The sequence below is a fragment of the Pseudomonadota bacterium genome (assembly GCA_016711215.1).
Lineage (GTDB): Bacteria > Myxococcota_A > Polyangia.
Map to the genome: position 1 here is coordinate 14,365 of JADJTL010000003.1, position 16,499 is coordinate 30,863.

The window sequence follows — 16,499 nt, forward strand, 5'->3', positions numbered from 1 at the left end:
AAGACCGAGGGCTGCATGGAGCTCGACTGCGAGGCCTGCCGCTACTGCCACCACTGGGCCGATAAGGCGGTGACGATCGACCCCAATTGGACGCAGCAAATGGCGCCGCTCTACGACGAGCTGGTCGATGACCTCGACTCTGGCGCCCTCTGGGAGCCCTACACGCGCACGCTGCGCCGGCTCGGCCGCAAGCTACTCGACCGCGTGGCGACGGGTGCCAGCCCAAGCAAGTCGAGCGCCACCGCCTCGGCCACGCGGATGCCATCGACCGCCGAGGACAGAATTCCCCCGGCGTAGCCCGCACCCTCACCGGCCGGATAGAGGCCCTGAGTGTTCAGGCTCTCGAAGCGCTCGTCGCGCGTAATGCGCACGGGCGACGACGTCCGCGTCTCGACGCCCGTCAGCAGCGCGTCATCCATCGCGAACCCAGGGATCTGCCGATCGAAGGCGCGTAGCGCCTCGCGCAGCGCGGCGAGGGCGTAGTCCGGGAGGCAGGAGGCCAGGTCCGTCAAGCGCACGCCCGGCGTGTACGAAGGCTGCACCGATCCAAGCTCAGTGGATGGACGACCTGCGAGGAAGTCACCGACCTTCTGCGCCGGCGCGGCGTAGCTGCGCCCACCGGCCTCGAAGGCCCGCGCCTCCCAATGGCGCTGCAAGGCCAGGCCAGCGAGCGGGTCGACGGCTGCGTCGCCCGGGAAATCGCTCGGATCGATGCCAACGACCAGCGCGGCGTTGGCGTTACGCTCAGCCCGTGAGTACTGGCTCATGCCGTTGGTCACGACGCCCCCGCGCTCGGAGGCCGCGGCCACCACCTGGCCGCCAGGGCACATGCAGAAGCTGTAGACGGAGCGTCCGTTGGCGCAGTGATGCACCAGCTTGTAGTCGGCGCCGCGCAGCAGCGGATGGCTGGCGGCCGCACCCAAGCGCGCGCGATCGATCAGGGCCTGCGGATGCTCCACGCGCAGGCCGATTGAGAAGGGCTTCGCCTCGAGGTGGACGCCCCGCGCAAAGAGGAGCTCGAAGGTGTCGCGGGCACTGTGGCCGATCGCCAGCACGACGTGATCAGCGGCGAGGCGCTCGCCCTGCGCCAGGACGACCCCGCGCAACCGACCGGTCCCGTCGGCCTCGCGCTCCAGCTCGAGCTCGGCGACACGGCTCTGGAAGCGAAGCTCGCCGCCCAGCGCGGTGATCGTCGCGCGCAGGTGCTCGACCACGCGCACCAGGCGGAAGGTGCCGATATGCGGTTTGCTCACGTACATGATCTCGGACGGCGCGCCGGCGGCGACCAGCTCGCTCAGCACCTTGCGCCCGCGGTGGCCGGGGTCCTTGATCCCACTGTGCAGCTTGCCGTCGGAGAACGTGCCCGCGCCGCCCTCGCCGAACTGCACGTTCGACTCCGGATCGAGCTCGCCACGGCGCCACAGCGCCCAGGTGTCCTTCGTGCGCTCGCGCACCGCCTTGCCCCGCTCGAGCAGGATCGGCCGGAAGCCCATCTGAGCGAGCGTCAGCGCCGCGAAGAGGCCGCAGGGTCCGGCCCCGATCACCAGCGGGCGGTTTGCGAAACCTGGCGGCGCCGCGGCGACGTGCCGGTAGCGAAGATCGGGCGTCGGGCGCACACGGCCATCCCCGCGTAGCCGCTCGGCTACCGCGCGCTCCTCCCGGAGCTCGACGTCCACCGTATAGATGAAGCCGATGGCGGAGCGCCTGCGCGCATCGTAGCCGCGACGAAAGATCGTGTAACCGACGAGCTCAGCGCGGTCGATGCCGAGTCGCCTGACGATCGCCGCCTCGAGCTCGCTCGCGCCGCAATCCAGCGGCAGCTTAATTTCCGTCAATCGCAACATCGCAGTCGCGACAAATAACATTGCCGCCCGCGCTAGGCCATCGTCGCCGAAGACGCGAGGGCAGGCCCGCGCCAGGCCATCGTCGCCAGGCCGAGGAAGGTCCCCGACCCGGGTTGATGCCAGAGGTCCCCGACCCGGGTTGATGCGTGCCCCCGGAGGTCCCCGACCCGCCGCCCGAGGTCCCCGACCCGGGTTGATGCCAGAGGTCCCCGACCCGGGTTGATGCGTGCCCCCGCCCGAGGTCCCCGACCCGGAGGTCCCCGACCCGGGTTGATGCGTGCCCCCGGAGGTCCCCGACCTGCCGGAGGTCCCGCCAGAGGTCCCCGACCCGGGTTGATGCGTGCCCCCGGAGGTCCCCGACCCGCCGGAGGTCCCCGCCGGAGGTCCCCGACCCGGGTTGCTGCGTGCCGGATAGGTTGATGCGTTCCGGATAGCTGCGGTCCCGGTGCCCAGGAGGTGCGAAGCGCGAAGATGCGCGCGGCGGGGGCCAGGCCGGGGACGCGATTGACCACGACGGCGTCGACAGACGCTGGTTTCAGGCGCGTGAGGGGGCGTCTTTGCGCGCCTGAACGCAGCCAGCCCATCTCAGCGTGGCGAGGCGCGAGGCACGAGGGCAGCGGGGAGCGCGCGGGCCGGGTGGACTTTGCCTCAGGGCGCCTGGGCGCAACACGCGCCCGCGTAAAGCCGCAGCGCGTAGGTGCCAAAGGGAAAGGTTGCGCCCCGGTCGCCCGCGCGCCAGCGTAACCAAGCGTCCCGGTAGCCCGCGACGAAATCGCGCAGGCGTTGCAGCGCCTCGATGCGCGCCCATTTGTTCCCACCGGCCACCCGAGGACTCGTTTTACGGCGTGGTTCGGGCCGGCTCGGCGTATCGAACGCCGACTGCCGCAGCACGGCGCGGCGGCCAAGCACGCCCCTGCCCTCCAGGCGGCGTTGGTCTGCAAGCGCCAGCTCGCGCGCAGTGACCGCGTCGGTCAGCAGCGCAACGTACTCATCCGCGTCCAGGTCCACGTACGCGGGCAGCGGAGCTACCGTCAAACTGGCCTCTGCTGGCAGCGGCCCCCGCTCACGAAAGAAGCGCTTGGGCCGCTTATAGGACTCGGCGCGCCCGAGCCGTGCCGGCCGGCTGATGAGCCCGGGCCAGTGATGGTGCTCTGTCACCAGGCCCGCTGCCGCCGGGTTGGTCAGCGTGTAGACGGCCTTGTCGAGCTGGGCTTCAGCATCCACCAGGCGCACGACCGACGGCGGCTCGCTCGCCCAGAGGTTTTCCCAGCGTCCCCAGTGCGCGTTGAGGCACTTCGCCGTGAACTCGAAGAGCCAGCGGCAGAACTCCGGCCGCGTCCCGCGAACGTCGGTGATCACGAGATGCAGGTGATTGGAGAGCACGCAGAAGGCGTGCACCCGCACGCCATAACGTTCGGCCGCGACGGCGAGACAGTAGCCGACAATGCCATTGACCGCGCCCGACGGCCGCAGCAGAAACTGCCGCTGCGCACAGCGGCGCGTCACCATCAGCGTCTCACCAGCGATTACAGGCCGCGGCAGGCTCATGCAGCGCCGGGGCGATTGCAGACGACGTGCCGATCATGCCGCTGCATGATCCTGAACGGTTAGCCCATAGCGCTGCGCCTTCCGTCCGACCTTCGGTCCCGGCCCCGCCGGCAGCCCGGTGGGGCGCCGCAGCAGGGCTACGTCCTGGTTCGCGAGGCGCCGTCGAGCTCGGTTCCAACCCGGAGTCGATCGAGGTAGCCCCGGTACACGAAGGAGCGGTCGCGCTTCTTGCCGGTCGTCTCGACGAGAATGCCCGCGGCCACGAGCAGCTCGATCCCACGTCCCGCGGTGGGCTTGGTGGTCTCCACCAGCTTCATCACGGATGCGACGGTGACGACTGGGTGGCGCGGCAGCAGCTCGAAGAGCCGCAGCGCGACGACGGACATCCCCTCCTGCGCGAGCACGCGTGCGCGATCCGCGGCCACGAGTGCGAAGAGCTCCCGGGCGGACGCGACCGCTTCGTCGGCGATCGTCGCGACCCCGTCGAGGAAGAAGTCGAGCCACCCCTCCCAGTCGCCCTCGACCCGCACCGCGTTGAGGCGACGGTAGTAGTCCTCGCGATGGCGCTTGAAGAAGAGGCTCAGGTAAAGGAGTGGCTTGGTCAGCAGCTTCCAGTGCTCGAGCAGCAACGTCACGAGCAAGCGCCCGATGCGACCGTTGCCGTCGAGGTACGGGTGGATGGTCTCGAACTGCACGTGCAGGAGCCCGGCGCGCACGAGCGGCGGCAGAGAGTCGCCTCCGTGCAGGTACTTCTCGAACGCGCCGAGCACCTCGCCGAGTGCGTGCGGAGGTGGCGGCAGGTACGCGGCGTTGCCGGGGCGGCTTCCACCGATCCAGTTCTGGCTGCGACGCACCTCGCCGGGCAGCTTCTCGGCGCCGCGGACGCCGCGCATGAGCCGCTGGTGCGTCTCGCTCAGGAGGCGCATCGAGAGCGGCAGGCCCTTTGGGTCGGCGAGCTGGGCGCGCGAGTACGCGAGCGCGTCGAGGTAGTTGCACACCTCCTCGACGTCGGCGTTGGGCGCAGCGCTCTGCTCGGCGCCTTCCTGGGCCTCGAACGTGAGCAGGTCGACGAGGGTCGCCTGTGTCCCCTCGATCTGAGACGAGAGCACGGCCTCCTTGCGGACGAACGCGTAGATGAACCAGTCGAGCGACGGGACCATCTCCCCAGCCAGCTCGAGGCGAACGAGCGCTTGCTCAGCTCCACGGAGGCGCTCGGCAAGGGCGGCGTCGACGACGATGGGCGGATCCGCGGGCGGCAGCGCGTACGGGAAGAAGGCCGCGACCTCCTCCCCACCCACGGTGGCCCGCTCGTATCGTCCGGTGACTCGTCTGGGCATGTCGGCTCCGCTCGGAACGCCCGCTTGACCAGGTGCGCAGGCTAGGAAAGCTGGCGTTACTAGGCCGACTCGCTAGGAACGAATCCTTTACCAGCGCCAGTCGTTAGTCAAGCATGCGTTACTAGCGATGCTGGGTCGTGCCCCGCCGAGACCACGACATGCGCAGGGCCGCCAGTGTGCGCAGGGCCCCGACCCCGGTTGATGCGTTCGGGATGCCTGCGGTCAGGGTGCACAGGAGGTGCGACGCGCGAAGGTGCGCGTGAGCGGGACCAGAGGCGGGACGCGATTGACCACGACGGCGCCGATAGACGCTGGTTTCAGGCGCGTGAGGGGGCGCCTTTACGCGCCTGAACGCAGATAGTACCGCTCCACAGGGAAGATAACTGTGATCAGGCTGCCGCCTGATTGGCAGTGGCTGCAGCGCGATCAGGATACGAGCGGCCGAGCGTCCGCCGTGCCTTCTCGAGCGTAAAGAGCCTGCGAGTCCGCGCCCTCTCGAGATTGCGGCGCTTCTCCCAGGCGCGCACCTCCTTGACCAGGTGCTCCTCCGTCGGGATGCGCCGGTCTAGGCACTGCGAGACCATGACGCCGATCTCGGTTTCCACCATGTTCATCCAGCTGGCGTGCTTCGGCGTGTAGTGAATCTCGAGCCAGCCCGGCGGCCGAGCACGCCCCTGGCCTCCACGCGGCGCTGCTCTGCAAGCGCGAGTTCGCGCGCGGCGACCGCGTCCTTCAGCAGCGCGACGTACTGCGCCGCCTGCAGGGCCGCGTACGCCGGCAGCGGCGCTACCGTCAGGCTAGCCGCTGCCGGCAGCGGGCCCTGCTCACGGAAGAAGCGCTTCGGCCGCTTGAAAGACTCGGCGCGCCCGATCCGCGCCGGACGGCTGATCAGCCCCGGCCAGTGATGGTGCTCTGTCACCAGGCCCGCTGCCATGGGGTTGGTCAGCGTGTAGACGACCTTGGCGAGCTGGGCCTCGCCATCGACCAGCCGCACCACCGACGGCGGCTCGCTCGCCCAGAGGTTCTCCCAGAGTCCCCAGTGCGCGTTGAGGCACTTCGCCGTGAATTCGAAGAGCCAGCGGAAGAACTCCGGCCGCGTTCCGCGGACGTACCGGCCGCGTTCCGCGGACGTAGGTGATCACGAGATGCAGGTGATTGGAGAGCACGCAGAAGGCGTGCACCCGCACGCCATATCGTTCGGCCGCGACGGCGAGACAGTAGCCGACGATGCCGTTGACCGCGCCCGACGCCCGCAACAGAAACTGCCGCTGCGCGCAGCGGCGCGTCACCATCACCGTCTCTCCAGCGATCACAGGCTGCGGCAGGCTCATGCGGCCCCGGGACGTCTGCAGACCACGTGCCCATCACCCAGCTGCCTGATCCTGAACGGTTAGCCCAAAGCGCTGCGCCTTCCGTCCGAACGTCGGACCGGCCCCGCCGGCAGCCCGGCACCCCGCCCCTGCTCCGGCAGCCTCGCCGCGACGAAGGGCCGTCGCCGGCGGCGTCGCGCGTTGCGGGCCCGACCATCCCCGATCATCAACCCGGGTGGGGCGCCCCCGCCCGATCATCAACCCGGCTGGGGCGCCCCCGCCCGCCCCCGCCCGATCATCAACCCGGGTGGGGCGCCCCCGCCGGGTGGGGCGCCTCGAGCCTCGAGCCGGTTGCGCCAAACCTGCTGAATCGGGCGCCCCCGCCCGCCCCCGCCCGATCATCAACCCGGGTGGGGCGCCCCCGCCGGGTGGGGCGCCCCCGCCGGGTGGGGCGCCTCGAGCCTCGAGCCGGTTGCGCCAAACCTGCTGAATCGGGGGAGGCCTACGATCATCAACCCGGGTGGGGCGCCTCGGGTGGGGCGCCTCCGAGTCGGGTGCGGGAGATCATCAACCCGGGTGGGGCGCCTCCGCAGGGCGCCTCCGCAGGGTGCGGGAGATCATCAACCCGGGTGGGGCGCCACCGCAGAGTCGGGCGCGGGAGATCATCAACCCGGGTGGGGCGCCTCCGCAGGGTGCGGGAGATCATCAACCCGGGTGGGGCGCCTCCGCATGCTGAATCGGGGGAGGCCTACGATCATCAACCCGGGTGGGGCGCCTCGGTGATCAACCCGGGTGGGGCGCCTCGAGTCGGGTGCGGGAGATCATCAACCCGGGTGGGGCGCCTCCGGGTGGGGCGCCTCGGGTCGGGGGAGGCCTACAGCTGCGAAGGCCAGCTCGCGGATGGGACCCCGGGGTGGATTGCTGCGAGCCCCGGACCGCTGGCGAGCCGCGAGCTGGTGCGGTGCTACCAGCCGCAGACGCGAGATCATCTCACCACCACCAACCGCGTCGAGTGCGCCCAGGCCGGCTACACCATTGAGGGGGTTCAAGGCTACGTGAAGTAGCGCGCTCCACCCCACACCGAGATCGACACCCCGGCGCCCGAATTGCGCCGGGCGCCCTCCTGGGCACGCAACGGAACGGCGCTTGAGGAAGTCCGCGGCGCCGCTAAGATCGATCGTCGCCCCTTGACGGATCCTTGTCTTCGACCAGGAGAAGACCGAGTTGTCATCCCCTCACGCAAGCCCATCGGTGCTCGGCCAACCCGCACTCGCCGGTAGGACAGTGGCCCAAGCGGCTGGGCGCTCACCTGGCAACCGGAACGCGCACCAGGGTCGGCAGTGGGGTCAGCTGCGCCACGCCTTCTGCTGCGGCGGGGCCTTCGCGGTCGCGGTCGCTACGCTGGGTGCCTGCGACCACCGGACCGTCGTTTCCGGCAGCGAGCGTGGCTCGGACGCCGGGCTCCCCCCTGCGGACGGTGCGGCCCCGGCCTTTCCCTGGGCCGTACCGGGCCAGGTCCGCTGGCTGATCGACTACAAGGAAGTGAATCGGGCCCAGGTCAAGCTGATGCTGGACGCGCAAATCAACCTAATTCAGGGTGTTCACGATCCCGAGGCGCTCCAGCTGATCAAGGACACCCCCGACGCGCACGCGATGCAGTACATCTGCAGCCGGACCATCTATCACGAGCAGCTCTTTCCCAAGCATCCCGAGCTGCGGGATGCCGCGATCCGCAACGCCGACCAGACCTACAGGGTGATCTACTTCAACGACAAGCGCTATGCCGGCTGCTGGAATCAACCCGCCTGGGTCGACTACCTCAAGGGCCGGATGGACCAGCTCGAGCAGAGCGGCGTGGAGGCGGTCTTTTTCGACAACCCGATGACCTGGGAATGCCATTGCCCGCGCTGTCAGCAGCTCTACACGGAGTTCGCAAAGGAGAAGACCGGCCAGGAGCTGCAGCTCGCCGAGCACCCGGCCCAGCATCAGCACGTCGAGCTCCAGCGCTGGTTTACCATCGAGACCGCCGAGCGCTTCTGGAAGGAGCTCCACGCCTACGCCCGGCGCAAACACCTGTTCATCGTTGCCAACAACCTGACCTACCACCTCGTCGCTCAGGGCCTCGTGGATGGGGTGTTTGGCGAGGCCAGCGCTCATCCGCCGTTCCAGATGGATGTGGCAGCGTACAAACTCGGGCTGGCCGCCTCGGGTGGCAAGCCAACCGGGATCTTGAACTACCTGCCCACTGCGGTGATGAAAAAGCGCGGAAACGAGGTACCCAATACCTCCACCGAACAAGGCACGATGTGGGAGGGCGCGCCGATCGCCGAGGAGTTCGAGCTCGGCTATGCCACGGGACTGGCGCTCGGCGGCAACTTCATCGTCAACACCCAGCTCAATCTCGGGCGACGCATCGAGGAGCTCACGGATCCCGAGGACGCGCGGATCTGGGCAGCGCTGCGCAAGTACGGCGACTTCGCCAAGGCCCATCCAGAGTTCTACGGGGAGGCGCAACGCGGAGCGACGGTCGCCGCGCTCTTCAGCCTGACCAAGGGGCCGCGTGAGGGCGAGTTGCTGGGCATGAACCGCGCGAACATCAACAGCCTGCTTGCGGCGCTGAACGCGCACGGCATCGCTGGGGAAGTAATCGTCGAAACCGACCTCACGCCCGCGCGGTGGGCGGGACTCAAAGCGGTGGTGGTCGACGACATCAGCTCGCTGGAGCCGTCGGCGGTCACAGGCCTGAGGAACTTCGCCGAGGCCGGTGGGATGGTGGTCTTCGCCAAACCGGGCATGGTGCGCGAGCGCTATGCGGCCCTGACGCAGGCGCGCTCGGTCGGTGCCTTCTTTCCGGAGCTGGCCACGGCCGTGAACAGCTACGCCTTCAAGGCCGACGAGGGGGCGCTGGACGGCTACGAGCCCGAGCCGATTGGGGTCCTGCCCCGCGTGAAGGTCACAACAGTAGGGGTCAAGCACCCAGTGGGGAAGGCTACCTTCACCTTCGCAGGGGTGGCCGGCTCCTACCGGCTGACCGTCTCCTACTTCGACGAGCATGACGGACAGGGCCGCTTCGAGCTGTTGGTCGACGGCCGACTCGTCGGCAAGTGGGACAACGATCAGGACAACGACAAGTCCCTCGACTACGTATCACCGGCGGTGCGGCTGCAGGCCGGAGCAAAGATCGTGGTGGTGGGGTACCCCGGTGGTGGCGAGTTCGCGCGCTTCGATGGCCTGCGCGTGGACACAGACCTGGGCTCGACGCTGGCTGCCAAAACACCGATTGGCAAGGGATGGGTTTGGCAGGTGGGAGCCTCGCTGGCGCAGCTGACGGCGGCCGAAGAGACGGCGGCGGCAGCGGTTTGGGCGGCGCTGCGCGATCTGGAGCCGCTGACGCCCGTCGGCGCCTGGCCGAACACGCTGTTGCTCAATCTCACGCGCGCGCGGCCGGGAGGCGCGCTGCTTGCGCACCTCGTCAACAGCGACTTCCGCTACGATGCGGACTACGCGCTGCAACGGATCGAGCCGGCGGGACCCGTCACGCTGAATGTCGGACAGGCACGGTCGGCGCGGCTGCTGACCCCAGACGGGGCGATCCAGCCGCTTGCGATCAAGGACGGCCGCGTTCAAGTGCCGGCGGTGCGGGTATATACGGTGGTGGTCGTGGAGTAGTCGCCCACGCGCCGCGCGGCCTTCATGCGAGAGTTGCTCTCGCAACGCCCACACGGGGCCGATGGCGCAACATGAGACTGCTGTCATGACCACGCCCAGCCAAGCACTCAACGCCATCAACACCTTGGGCTATGACGCGCGCTGGCTCGAGTACGGCCTGATCGATGAGGCGTCCCTCCTGATGCAGGTTCGTCAGTTGGCGGTCAGCGAGGACCTGAACACCGAACACTATCGCGCCGCAGCAATCCAGCACTACTTCGCCCGAGGGTGTCAGGAATTCTGTGTACGGGGCCGGCGGCGGTTGTTCATTCTGGGATACGCCCCTCGAAGTAGATGGCGAACTGCAGCAGCGCGTTGTTCCAGCGTCGGTGTCGGCCTCCCCAGTTCTTCTGCGCGTTGTGCACGGCCAAGCATAACAGCTTGAAGGCCGATATCGCCGCGCTGGCCATCGACAGCGCACCGGACCCGGTCACCGACGACTACGGTCCTGCGCCACCAAACCCAACTGCCACCGACATGCCGATGCCGACCGGGCCGACCTACGGGCGACCGGCCGCGGTGGCTATCGCTACATAGAATTCACGTGCCCACTGTCTCAACCGCGTTGACACGTTCGGTGCGTGCCATGACATCCGTAGCTCACCCTAGCGATGGTGCGTTTAGCCTCTTCCGATGCGGCGACTAGTGCGTCGTGGCAGCGATGCGGGCGATTGTGTCCCTGATTGCGATTGGGGTGCCGATCAGCAGATAGACCTCTGAACGGAGCAGCTCGTACTTTCGCTCGGCCAGCGCCGTTCCAGATCTGTTCAGCTTGGTCGGGTTGAGCAGCCCGGTGAAGACATCGGTGAACGCGAGCTTTGACATGTTCTCGCCAAGTCCGACGTTGGAGAGGGCGGCGTTGTCGTCGAAGAGGTTGTCGCTCGTGCGGCGGCTTTCGGCCCGCAGCGTCTGTCCGCCGAAGACCCTCGTCACGATCGGCTCGGCGTTCGCGGCCGAGCGCGGCTTGTAGATGGCGATCGCCGTGCCCTGGGTCGGATTGCTCGAGGTGCTGAGGATCAGCGCCTTCTCATAGCCGGCCTGGAGCGGATTGCTGATCTTGTTACCTAGCGCAGCCTCTTTTGCGCCGCCGCTCCGGGCGATCGCGCTGGTCAGAATGTTCCCTCTCTTGAGGTAGAAGAGGAAGGTGGGGTTCCATACGGCGTTGTCGAAGCGCAGCGACCAACGCGCGATAAGCTGTCCAAGGTCATACTGACCCGCGTTGCCGATCGCGGGGCCATAGAGCGACGTGATCGTCCGACCCAAGAGCGTGCTGTCGAGCACGCTGGAGCCGTTCTTCTCCATCGTCCCGTGGATGAACTGCTTCAGCGCCGCCGACTCATCCGTTGTCCGCACGAAGCGATACTCATAGTAGTGTTTGAAGCAGGGGATGGTGATCGAGGCGCCGTCCCGGCAGTTTCTGTAGGTGCCGTAAGTCGAACTCCGAGGTGACCTCGTCGGCCTGGGAACCGGAGTCGGCGAAGTTGTCCTTGTCGCCGTTGGCGGGGAGATAGCGGTCGCGCGCGAGGTCCGTCGCCTTGACGTAGTCGTAGTTGCCGTCGCCGTTATAGGTGGCCAGGCGGCGCGGCCGCAGGATCAGCGTCTGGTAGTCACGGGTTATGGTGACCCGAGCCGAGGTTCCAGCGATGTCGGAAAACCCGGCCTGCGTCGGGTTGTAGACCGCCTTGTGCAGCCGGTCACGAATCGCCGATTGACCGCCGCGACCGAAGCGGCCGGACTTGGCGCCGATGATGTCGCCGACACCGGGCAAGGCGAGCTCGTTGATGAAGCCGCCACCGAAGCTGCTAACGCCGAGGACCACGCCGCCGGAGCTCAGCCGGTGTGTGGTGGTGTTGCTGTCGTGCGACTCGGACAGGATCGCGAGCGTGTTGTTGGCGCTCGCGGACGGGAAGACGCAGAGATCGGCGTTCCTCTCGGTGCAGGCGTAGTTCTCCGTCAGGCTCGGCACCCGGAACGAGCCAGAGCTGATGAGCGGCGCCGCGGCGTTCCTGTTCGTGGCCCGAACGCCGAGCACGTGAACATAGGCGCCACCGCGGAGCTGCAGCGTCGTCGTGGGGATCCTAATCCGGTAGCGATGGGTCAGCAGGGTGCTGCCGCAGGCGCTCGCCACGGCTGCCGAGCTGGGAAGATTGGCCAGGGTGCTGCTGATCAGGGCGCCACTCGCGTAGGCGCTGCTGCTGGGCGACGCGTAGAAGAGCACCTTTATCGAGCGGCTTTGCGCCTTCTCACAGGCCCAGCCGGTGATGTACCAGCTGCCGTTGACCTGCAGGACCTGATCGACATGGCCCTTGATCGGGTTGGCGCTGAGCGCCTGCGCGGTCGAGCCGACCCGTTCCGGGAGGGCGTCGACACCGTCGCCTCCGATGGGCGGTCCTTCGTCCGCCGCGAGGCCGCAGGATGCGAGGAGCAGGCATGATGCGAAGATCAGGGTGTGGCGAGACTTCATTGGCGGATCCTCCTCTGCGGTGCTGCGGGCCCTGGTGGATTGGGCTCAACGCGTGAAAGCCAAGCGGGCACGCGACTGCTCGTCCGATTAGCAAGGCCCTCAGCAAGGGCCGTGCCCTCTTCCGCCCAGCGGCGCGCCGCCCGCGCCGCACGCCGAGACAGGGACTTTTGTCTGCCCTGAACTCCAGGGGCCTGGGTAGTGGGGGCGCAGCCCCGGGGGCCCAGTCACCAAGGCGGCTCGCCGGTGCTTGGCTCGTTTGCGGCTTTTCGATTGACGCGCCGGGCCCCTCTCGCGCTATAGGGGGCCGCATGGACGGCGCAACCTCCTCAACCCCGGCGGCTCGCGCTGGCGAGTATCAGCAGCGCGGCGATTACCATCGCGCGCCGGACCCGAGCTGGCGCTACTACCCGGTCTACGTCGAGAAGATGGCTCGGGTGCGTGCGTATCTCGACCAGCCGGCCCTGGAGCGGGCGCGCATCCTCGACGTCGGCTGCGGCGAGGGGCTGCTCGTCGAGGAGTATCGCAAGCAGGGGCGCGATATTCAGGGGCTCGACCTGAACTACAGCTCACCCGCGGTGACCCGCGGCGACGTCGGGCACATGCCCTGGGAGGCCGAGAGCTTCGACCTGGTGCTAGCGCTCGACGTGATCGAGCACCTCGGCTACGCGAGGCAGCCCGAGGCGCTGCGCGAGATGGCGCGGGTGCTGAAACCAGGTGGGCGCGCCTACGTCTCGCTCCCAAACCTCGCGCACTTCGCCTCACGCCTGGCGCTCCTCTTCGCTGGACGGCTGATTCGCACCTCCGAGCCAGAGCGCCACCCGGGCGATCGGCCGATCGCCGAGTACCTCGAGCTGCTCGAAGCCTGCGGCTTCGAGGTCCTGAGCCGGCGCGGCATCTTTCCGACGTACCCGATCGTCTCCGCCCTGACCTGGCTCGCCCCGGCCCGCGCCCTCCCCCTGCACCGGCTGCTCAATGCCACCGCCGCTTGGCCAGGCTTCTGCTTCCTCAATCTGCTCGAGCTGCGCAAGACGGGCTAGCGTAGCCGCCGGCCGAGCCTGAACGGGGGGACGCTCGTTCGCTCCTGGCCCCCGAGCGAGCGCGAAGACCATCCCGCTGAGCGCGTAGAGCGCGACCACCGTATAGCCGGTCGGGAGGTCGAAGAAGTATGAGGCGGTGATGGCGATCAGGTTCAGCGCCGTCCCTAGCCCCCACGCGCCGAGCAGCTTCACCTTAAAGGAGTAGCGCGTCGCCGACATGATGAAGGCGGGCGAGACGAGGATGGCGAAGACCACCAGCACTCCGGCGAGGTTCACAGAGCTGGTGACCGTCAGCGAGAAGGAGCCGAAGAACACCAGCTCCTTCCACAACCCCCGCAGTCGCCCCATCGTCAGCCAGAGCAGCGCGCCAATGGCCAGATAGAGCCCGGCTGTCTTGAGCACCGCGCTCAGCGGTACGAAGAGGATGTCGGCGGCGATCAGGTGCTGTAGCTCCTCACCCCCGCGCGGCGCGCGGCTGAGCACCAGGACGGCGGCGCTCATGCCAAAGGCGTAGAGCAGCCCGATGAAGGCCTCCTGATGCTTCGCGCGCTTCGTCGAGAGGGCGATCAGCAGCGCACCGGCGAGCGAGAAGAGGAGCGACACCAGGTAGACGTGCTGGCCGTCGAAGCACCAGATGGCCGTCGCGGCGCCCAGGGCGGCCATCTGGCCAATCCCGAGGTCGGTGAAGATGATGCCGCGCTCGATGATGTGCAGCCCATAGTAGGAATGGATGCCGAGCAGGACGACCGAGAGCAAGAAGGCGCCAAAGAGCACGTCGATCATGGCAGCGCCCTCGCGAGCAGCGTGTCATAGAGGCCGAAGAGGTCCTGCACGCCGGGAACGGCGCCCAGGTCATGCGGCAAGACGGCCCAGCGCGCCGACAGCTTCTTCGCCAGGCCGGCGGGCGAGGACTGCTCGTGATAGGCGTCGGCGGCGATCAGGTGGACCGTGCCGGAGCCATTCGCCTCGATCAGCTCCGCGAGGTGCCTGCTGGTCGGTGGAATGCCGGGCTTCGGCTCCAGTTCGCCGACGATTATCATGCCCGTGCGTCCGGCGAAGTAATTGAAGAGTCGGTGGTACTGGAGCAGCTTCTGGCCGCGCAACGGCGCGGCGCGCCGGTCCCAGGCCGCCGACCGCGGCCTCCAGCGCGACAGAAAGGCCTCGAGGTTCTGCTGATAGCCCGCCGCCCCCGCGCGGTCGATGCGGCCGAGCGCCTCGGCGATCGCCCGCGCCAGCGCCGGCACGTTATGCCAGTCGAGGATGAAGTGCGGATTGCCCTCTGGATGGACGTCGCCCTCGGATCGGCTCAGGGAGCGGGGCTTGTCGATCAGCGCGACAGACGCGGATAGATCGAGGAAGCCGGGAGCGCTAGGCAGAATCCGGGGGTTGCTGGCCTGGCGGATCAGCGGCGGGATGAAGCCGATCTCGAGCGACGCGCCGTTGATGATCAGCAGGTCGGCCTGGCGCAGCTTGCCGATGAAGGAGGGCCGCGGCACCACGAAATGCGGATCCTCGTCGCCCTTGGCGAGCACGGCGACCTCGCTTCGCTCGCGCGCGATCTCCCGCACCAACGACGCCACGTAGGGATAGCTGACGACGATCTTGCGCTTGGCCTGGGCGGAGCCTGCGTGGGCGAAGCCGACCACCGCAGCGGCCAGCACGCCGATCAACCTGAGCTTCATCTCAACGCTCCTCTGCTGGCGCCAACAGGCGCCTGGGTTCGTCAGAAGGCATGCGCGCCGTGGGGGCCGACGGCGATGTTCACCTGCAGCAGGAGCTCGTGGACGTCCCGCTGCGCCCCCTCAAGAAAGCGCGAGCGATCGAGGTCGTACTGGAGTCGAAATCTGGAGTACTCGGAGGGGCTGAACTCCAACATCGCGGCATAGCGTGGAAGCAGGCGCTGGAGCGGCTGCCGCACGTCGTCGACGCTGACCACGTTCTCCGTCAGCAGATCCAGACGGCCACCCACTCGCCATTGGCCCGCAGCATCGAAGCGCCAGATCAGCTCGCTATAGCCCCCGCCCTGCCGCTTTTCGGCCTCGTGGATCGCGCCGTCAGAGGCCAGGGCGAGTCGCCCGGACGAGAGGCGCCCTAGGTACTCGGTCTGCCAGGTAATGCTCCTGTACGAGCTGAGCAGGTACTTGTAGGTGAGCTCGGCGTCGTAGACGAGGGTGCCCGGGGCGCTGAGGGCCATATCGGTCGGCAGGCCCTCGATGCGGCTCTGGGTCGAGTGACCGTAGATCAGCGACCCGCCGAGGAGAAGGACGTGATCGCCGACATCGAAGGAGGTCTTGAGCGAGCCGATGTACAAGACAGGGACGGCAGGGGCCTTGGCCGAGAGCGTCGCTCCGTCTGCCGTGGACAGCTCAAAGCCGGCGGCGTTGAAGGTCGGCGCCTGGTCGAAGGCCCCTTGATAGACCTCGGCGTGAGCCTGCAGCAGGTAGTCGAGGGGAGCCGTCCAGGAGAGCCGGACGCCGGGGTTCTTGAGCCCTTCGCCGCCGATCAGTCCCTCGTAGATCAGCGGTGGATCATTGAAGTCCCAAAGGTGCTTATGCAGGCCGTTGAGCCGCCCGAAGGCCGAGAGGAACTTCCCGACGCGGAGGCGGCACCCGAAGGGCAAGGAGCGCAGGTCGATGTACGCTTCTTCGATCTCGAGGCCATCAGGCTCGAGCGTGAGGACACCGAAGAAGTCGAAGTAGGGGTCGACCGCGGCGTTGAAGACCAGCTCGAAGTAGTTGAAGTTGATGCCGCGCAGCTTCCCGCCGCGATCGCTTTGCTCGAGCAGCCCGGGAAGGGCCAGGGCACTCGCCTCCCGATCCGCGAGGTTCGGCGCAGCGAAGGTGAGGTCGGTGATGATGGAGATCTCGGGATTGAAAGCGTTCTGGGTCGAGGCCGGCGCGCCCACGGGCGGTGGCCCGGGCGACGGGGTGCGCTCGGTCACCGCCTGCTCCAACGCCTCGATACGCCGCAGCAGCTCGACGCGGGAGGGCAAGGGCTCCGCTTCCCGCGCGGCGGGGGCGACGTGGTCGGCAGGCGCGCCATCCGATGGGTTCTGGGCGCGCGCCAGACCTGCGCCGAGCGGCGCGGGGACGAGCAGCAGGAGCGTCAGGCGACCCACGCAGGCTGCGCGGAGGCGACGAGGACGCTGGGACATGGCTTTACCTTCTCCGCGGGTGCAGACCCATGGCCGCCGCCGCCGCCGCCGCCGCCGCGCGCAGGCGGGCCGCGCAAGCGTGCCGTCCGCGTGCCCC

The 16,499-nt window shown here is 68.3% G+C and carries 12 protein-coding genes and 1 pseudogene; 3 read left to right on the forward strand and 10 right to left on the reverse strand.

The window, feature by feature from the left end; translation table 11 throughout:
• Positions 1-158: 158 nt before the first annotated feature.
• From IPL40_09135 to IPL40_09155, 5 genes are all read right to left on the reverse strand, one after another.
• Complete coding sequence (locus tag IPL40_09135) at positions 159-1,844, reverse strand: hypothetical protein (protein ID MBK8481325.1); 1,686 nt, start codon at positions 1,842-1,844, stop codon at positions 159-161.
• 648 nt (positions 1,845-2,492) lie between these two features.
• Complete coding sequence (locus tag IPL40_09140) at positions 2,493-3,392, reverse strand: hypothetical protein (protein ID MBK8481326.1); 900 nt, start codon at positions 3,390-3,392, stop codon at positions 2,493-2,495.
• Positions 3,393-3,529: 137 nt separating this feature from the next.
• Positions 3,530-4,729 carry a Fic family protein gene (locus IPL40_09145; GenBank protein ID MBK8481327.1) on the reverse strand — a complete coding sequence of 400 codons (1,200 nt, stop codon included), beginning with the start codon at positions 4,727-4,729 and terminating at the stop codon, positions 3,530-3,532.
• 389 nt (positions 4,730-5,118) lie between these two features.
• The gene (locus IPL40_09150; protein ID MBK8481328.1) at positions 5,119-5,343 is read right to left on the reverse strand and encodes a hypothetical protein; all 225 of its coding nucleotides are present in this window, start codon (positions 5,341-5,343) and stop codon (positions 5,119-5,121) included.
• Positions 5,340-5,726, reverse strand: coding sequence for a hypothetical protein (locus tag IPL40_09155; protein MBK8481329.1), 387 nt, complete (start codon positions 5,724-5,726; stop codon positions 5,340-5,342). Before IPL40_09155 ends, IPL40_09150 begins: the two co-directional genes overlap by 4 nt.
• Before the next feature lie 1,537 nt (positions 5,727-7,263).
• Here IPL40_09155 and IPL40_09160 point away from each other — a divergent pair.
• Positions 7,264-9,708, forward strand: coding sequence for a hypothetical protein (locus IPL40_09160; protein MBK8481330.1), 2,445 nt, complete (start codon positions 7,264-7,266; stop codon positions 9,706-9,708).
• Positions 9,709-10,128: 420 nt separating this feature from the next.
• Positions 10,129-10,284, forward strand: coding sequence for a hypothetical protein (locus IPL40_09165; protein MBK8481331.1), 156 nt, complete (start codon positions 10,129-10,131; stop codon positions 10,282-10,284).
• A gap of 105 nt (positions 10,285-10,389) precedes the next feature.
• Here the strand turns inward: IPL40_09165 and IPL40_09170 are convergent, their stop codons facing one another.
• On the reverse strand, positions 10,390-11,100 hold the full coding sequence (locus IPL40_09170; GenBank protein ID MBK8481332.1) for a hypothetical protein: 711 nt from the start codon (positions 11,098-11,100) through the stop codon (positions 10,390-10,392).
• A gap of 10 nt (positions 11,101-11,110) precedes the next feature.
• On the reverse strand, positions 11,111-12,211 hold the full coding sequence (locus IPL40_09175) for a hypothetical protein (GenBank protein MBK8481333.1): 1,101 nt from the start codon (positions 12,209-12,211) through the stop codon (positions 11,111-11,113).
• A 308-nt stretch (positions 12,212-12,519) separates the two neighbouring features.
• On the opposite strand from IPL40_09175, the gene IPL40_09180 reads away from it, so the two are divergent.
• Positions 12,520-13,248, forward strand: a complete 729-nt coding sequence (locus IPL40_09180) for a methyltransferase domain-containing protein (protein MBK8481334.1) — start codon at positions 12,520-12,522, stop codon at positions 13,246-13,248.
• Positions 13,249-13,317: 69 nt separating this feature from the next.
• Here IPL40_09180 and IPL40_09185 read toward each other — a convergent pair.
• The 3 genes and pseudogenes from IPL40_09185 to IPL40_09195 all read right to left on the reverse strand — a co-directional run bounded on the left by IPL40_09185 (position 13,318) and on the right by IPL40_09195 (position 16,402).
• Positions 13,318-14,031 (reverse strand): annotated as a pseudogene (locus IPL40_09185) (metal ABC transporter permease).
• Positions 14,028-14,930: a zinc ABC transporter substrate-binding protein gene (locus IPL40_09190; protein ID MBK8481335.1), complete on the reverse strand. Its 903-nt coding sequence runs from the start codon at positions 14,928-14,930 to the stop codon at positions 14,028-14,030. Before IPL40_09190 ends, IPL40_09185 begins: the two are co-directional and overlap by 4 nt.
• Before the next feature lie 41 nt (positions 14,931-14,971).
• Entirely contained in the window at positions 14,972-16,402 is a 1,431-nt protein-coding gene (locus IPL40_09195) for a hypothetical protein (GenBank protein ID MBK8481336.1), read from the reverse strand.
• Positions 16,403-16,499 lie beyond the last annotated feature (97 nt).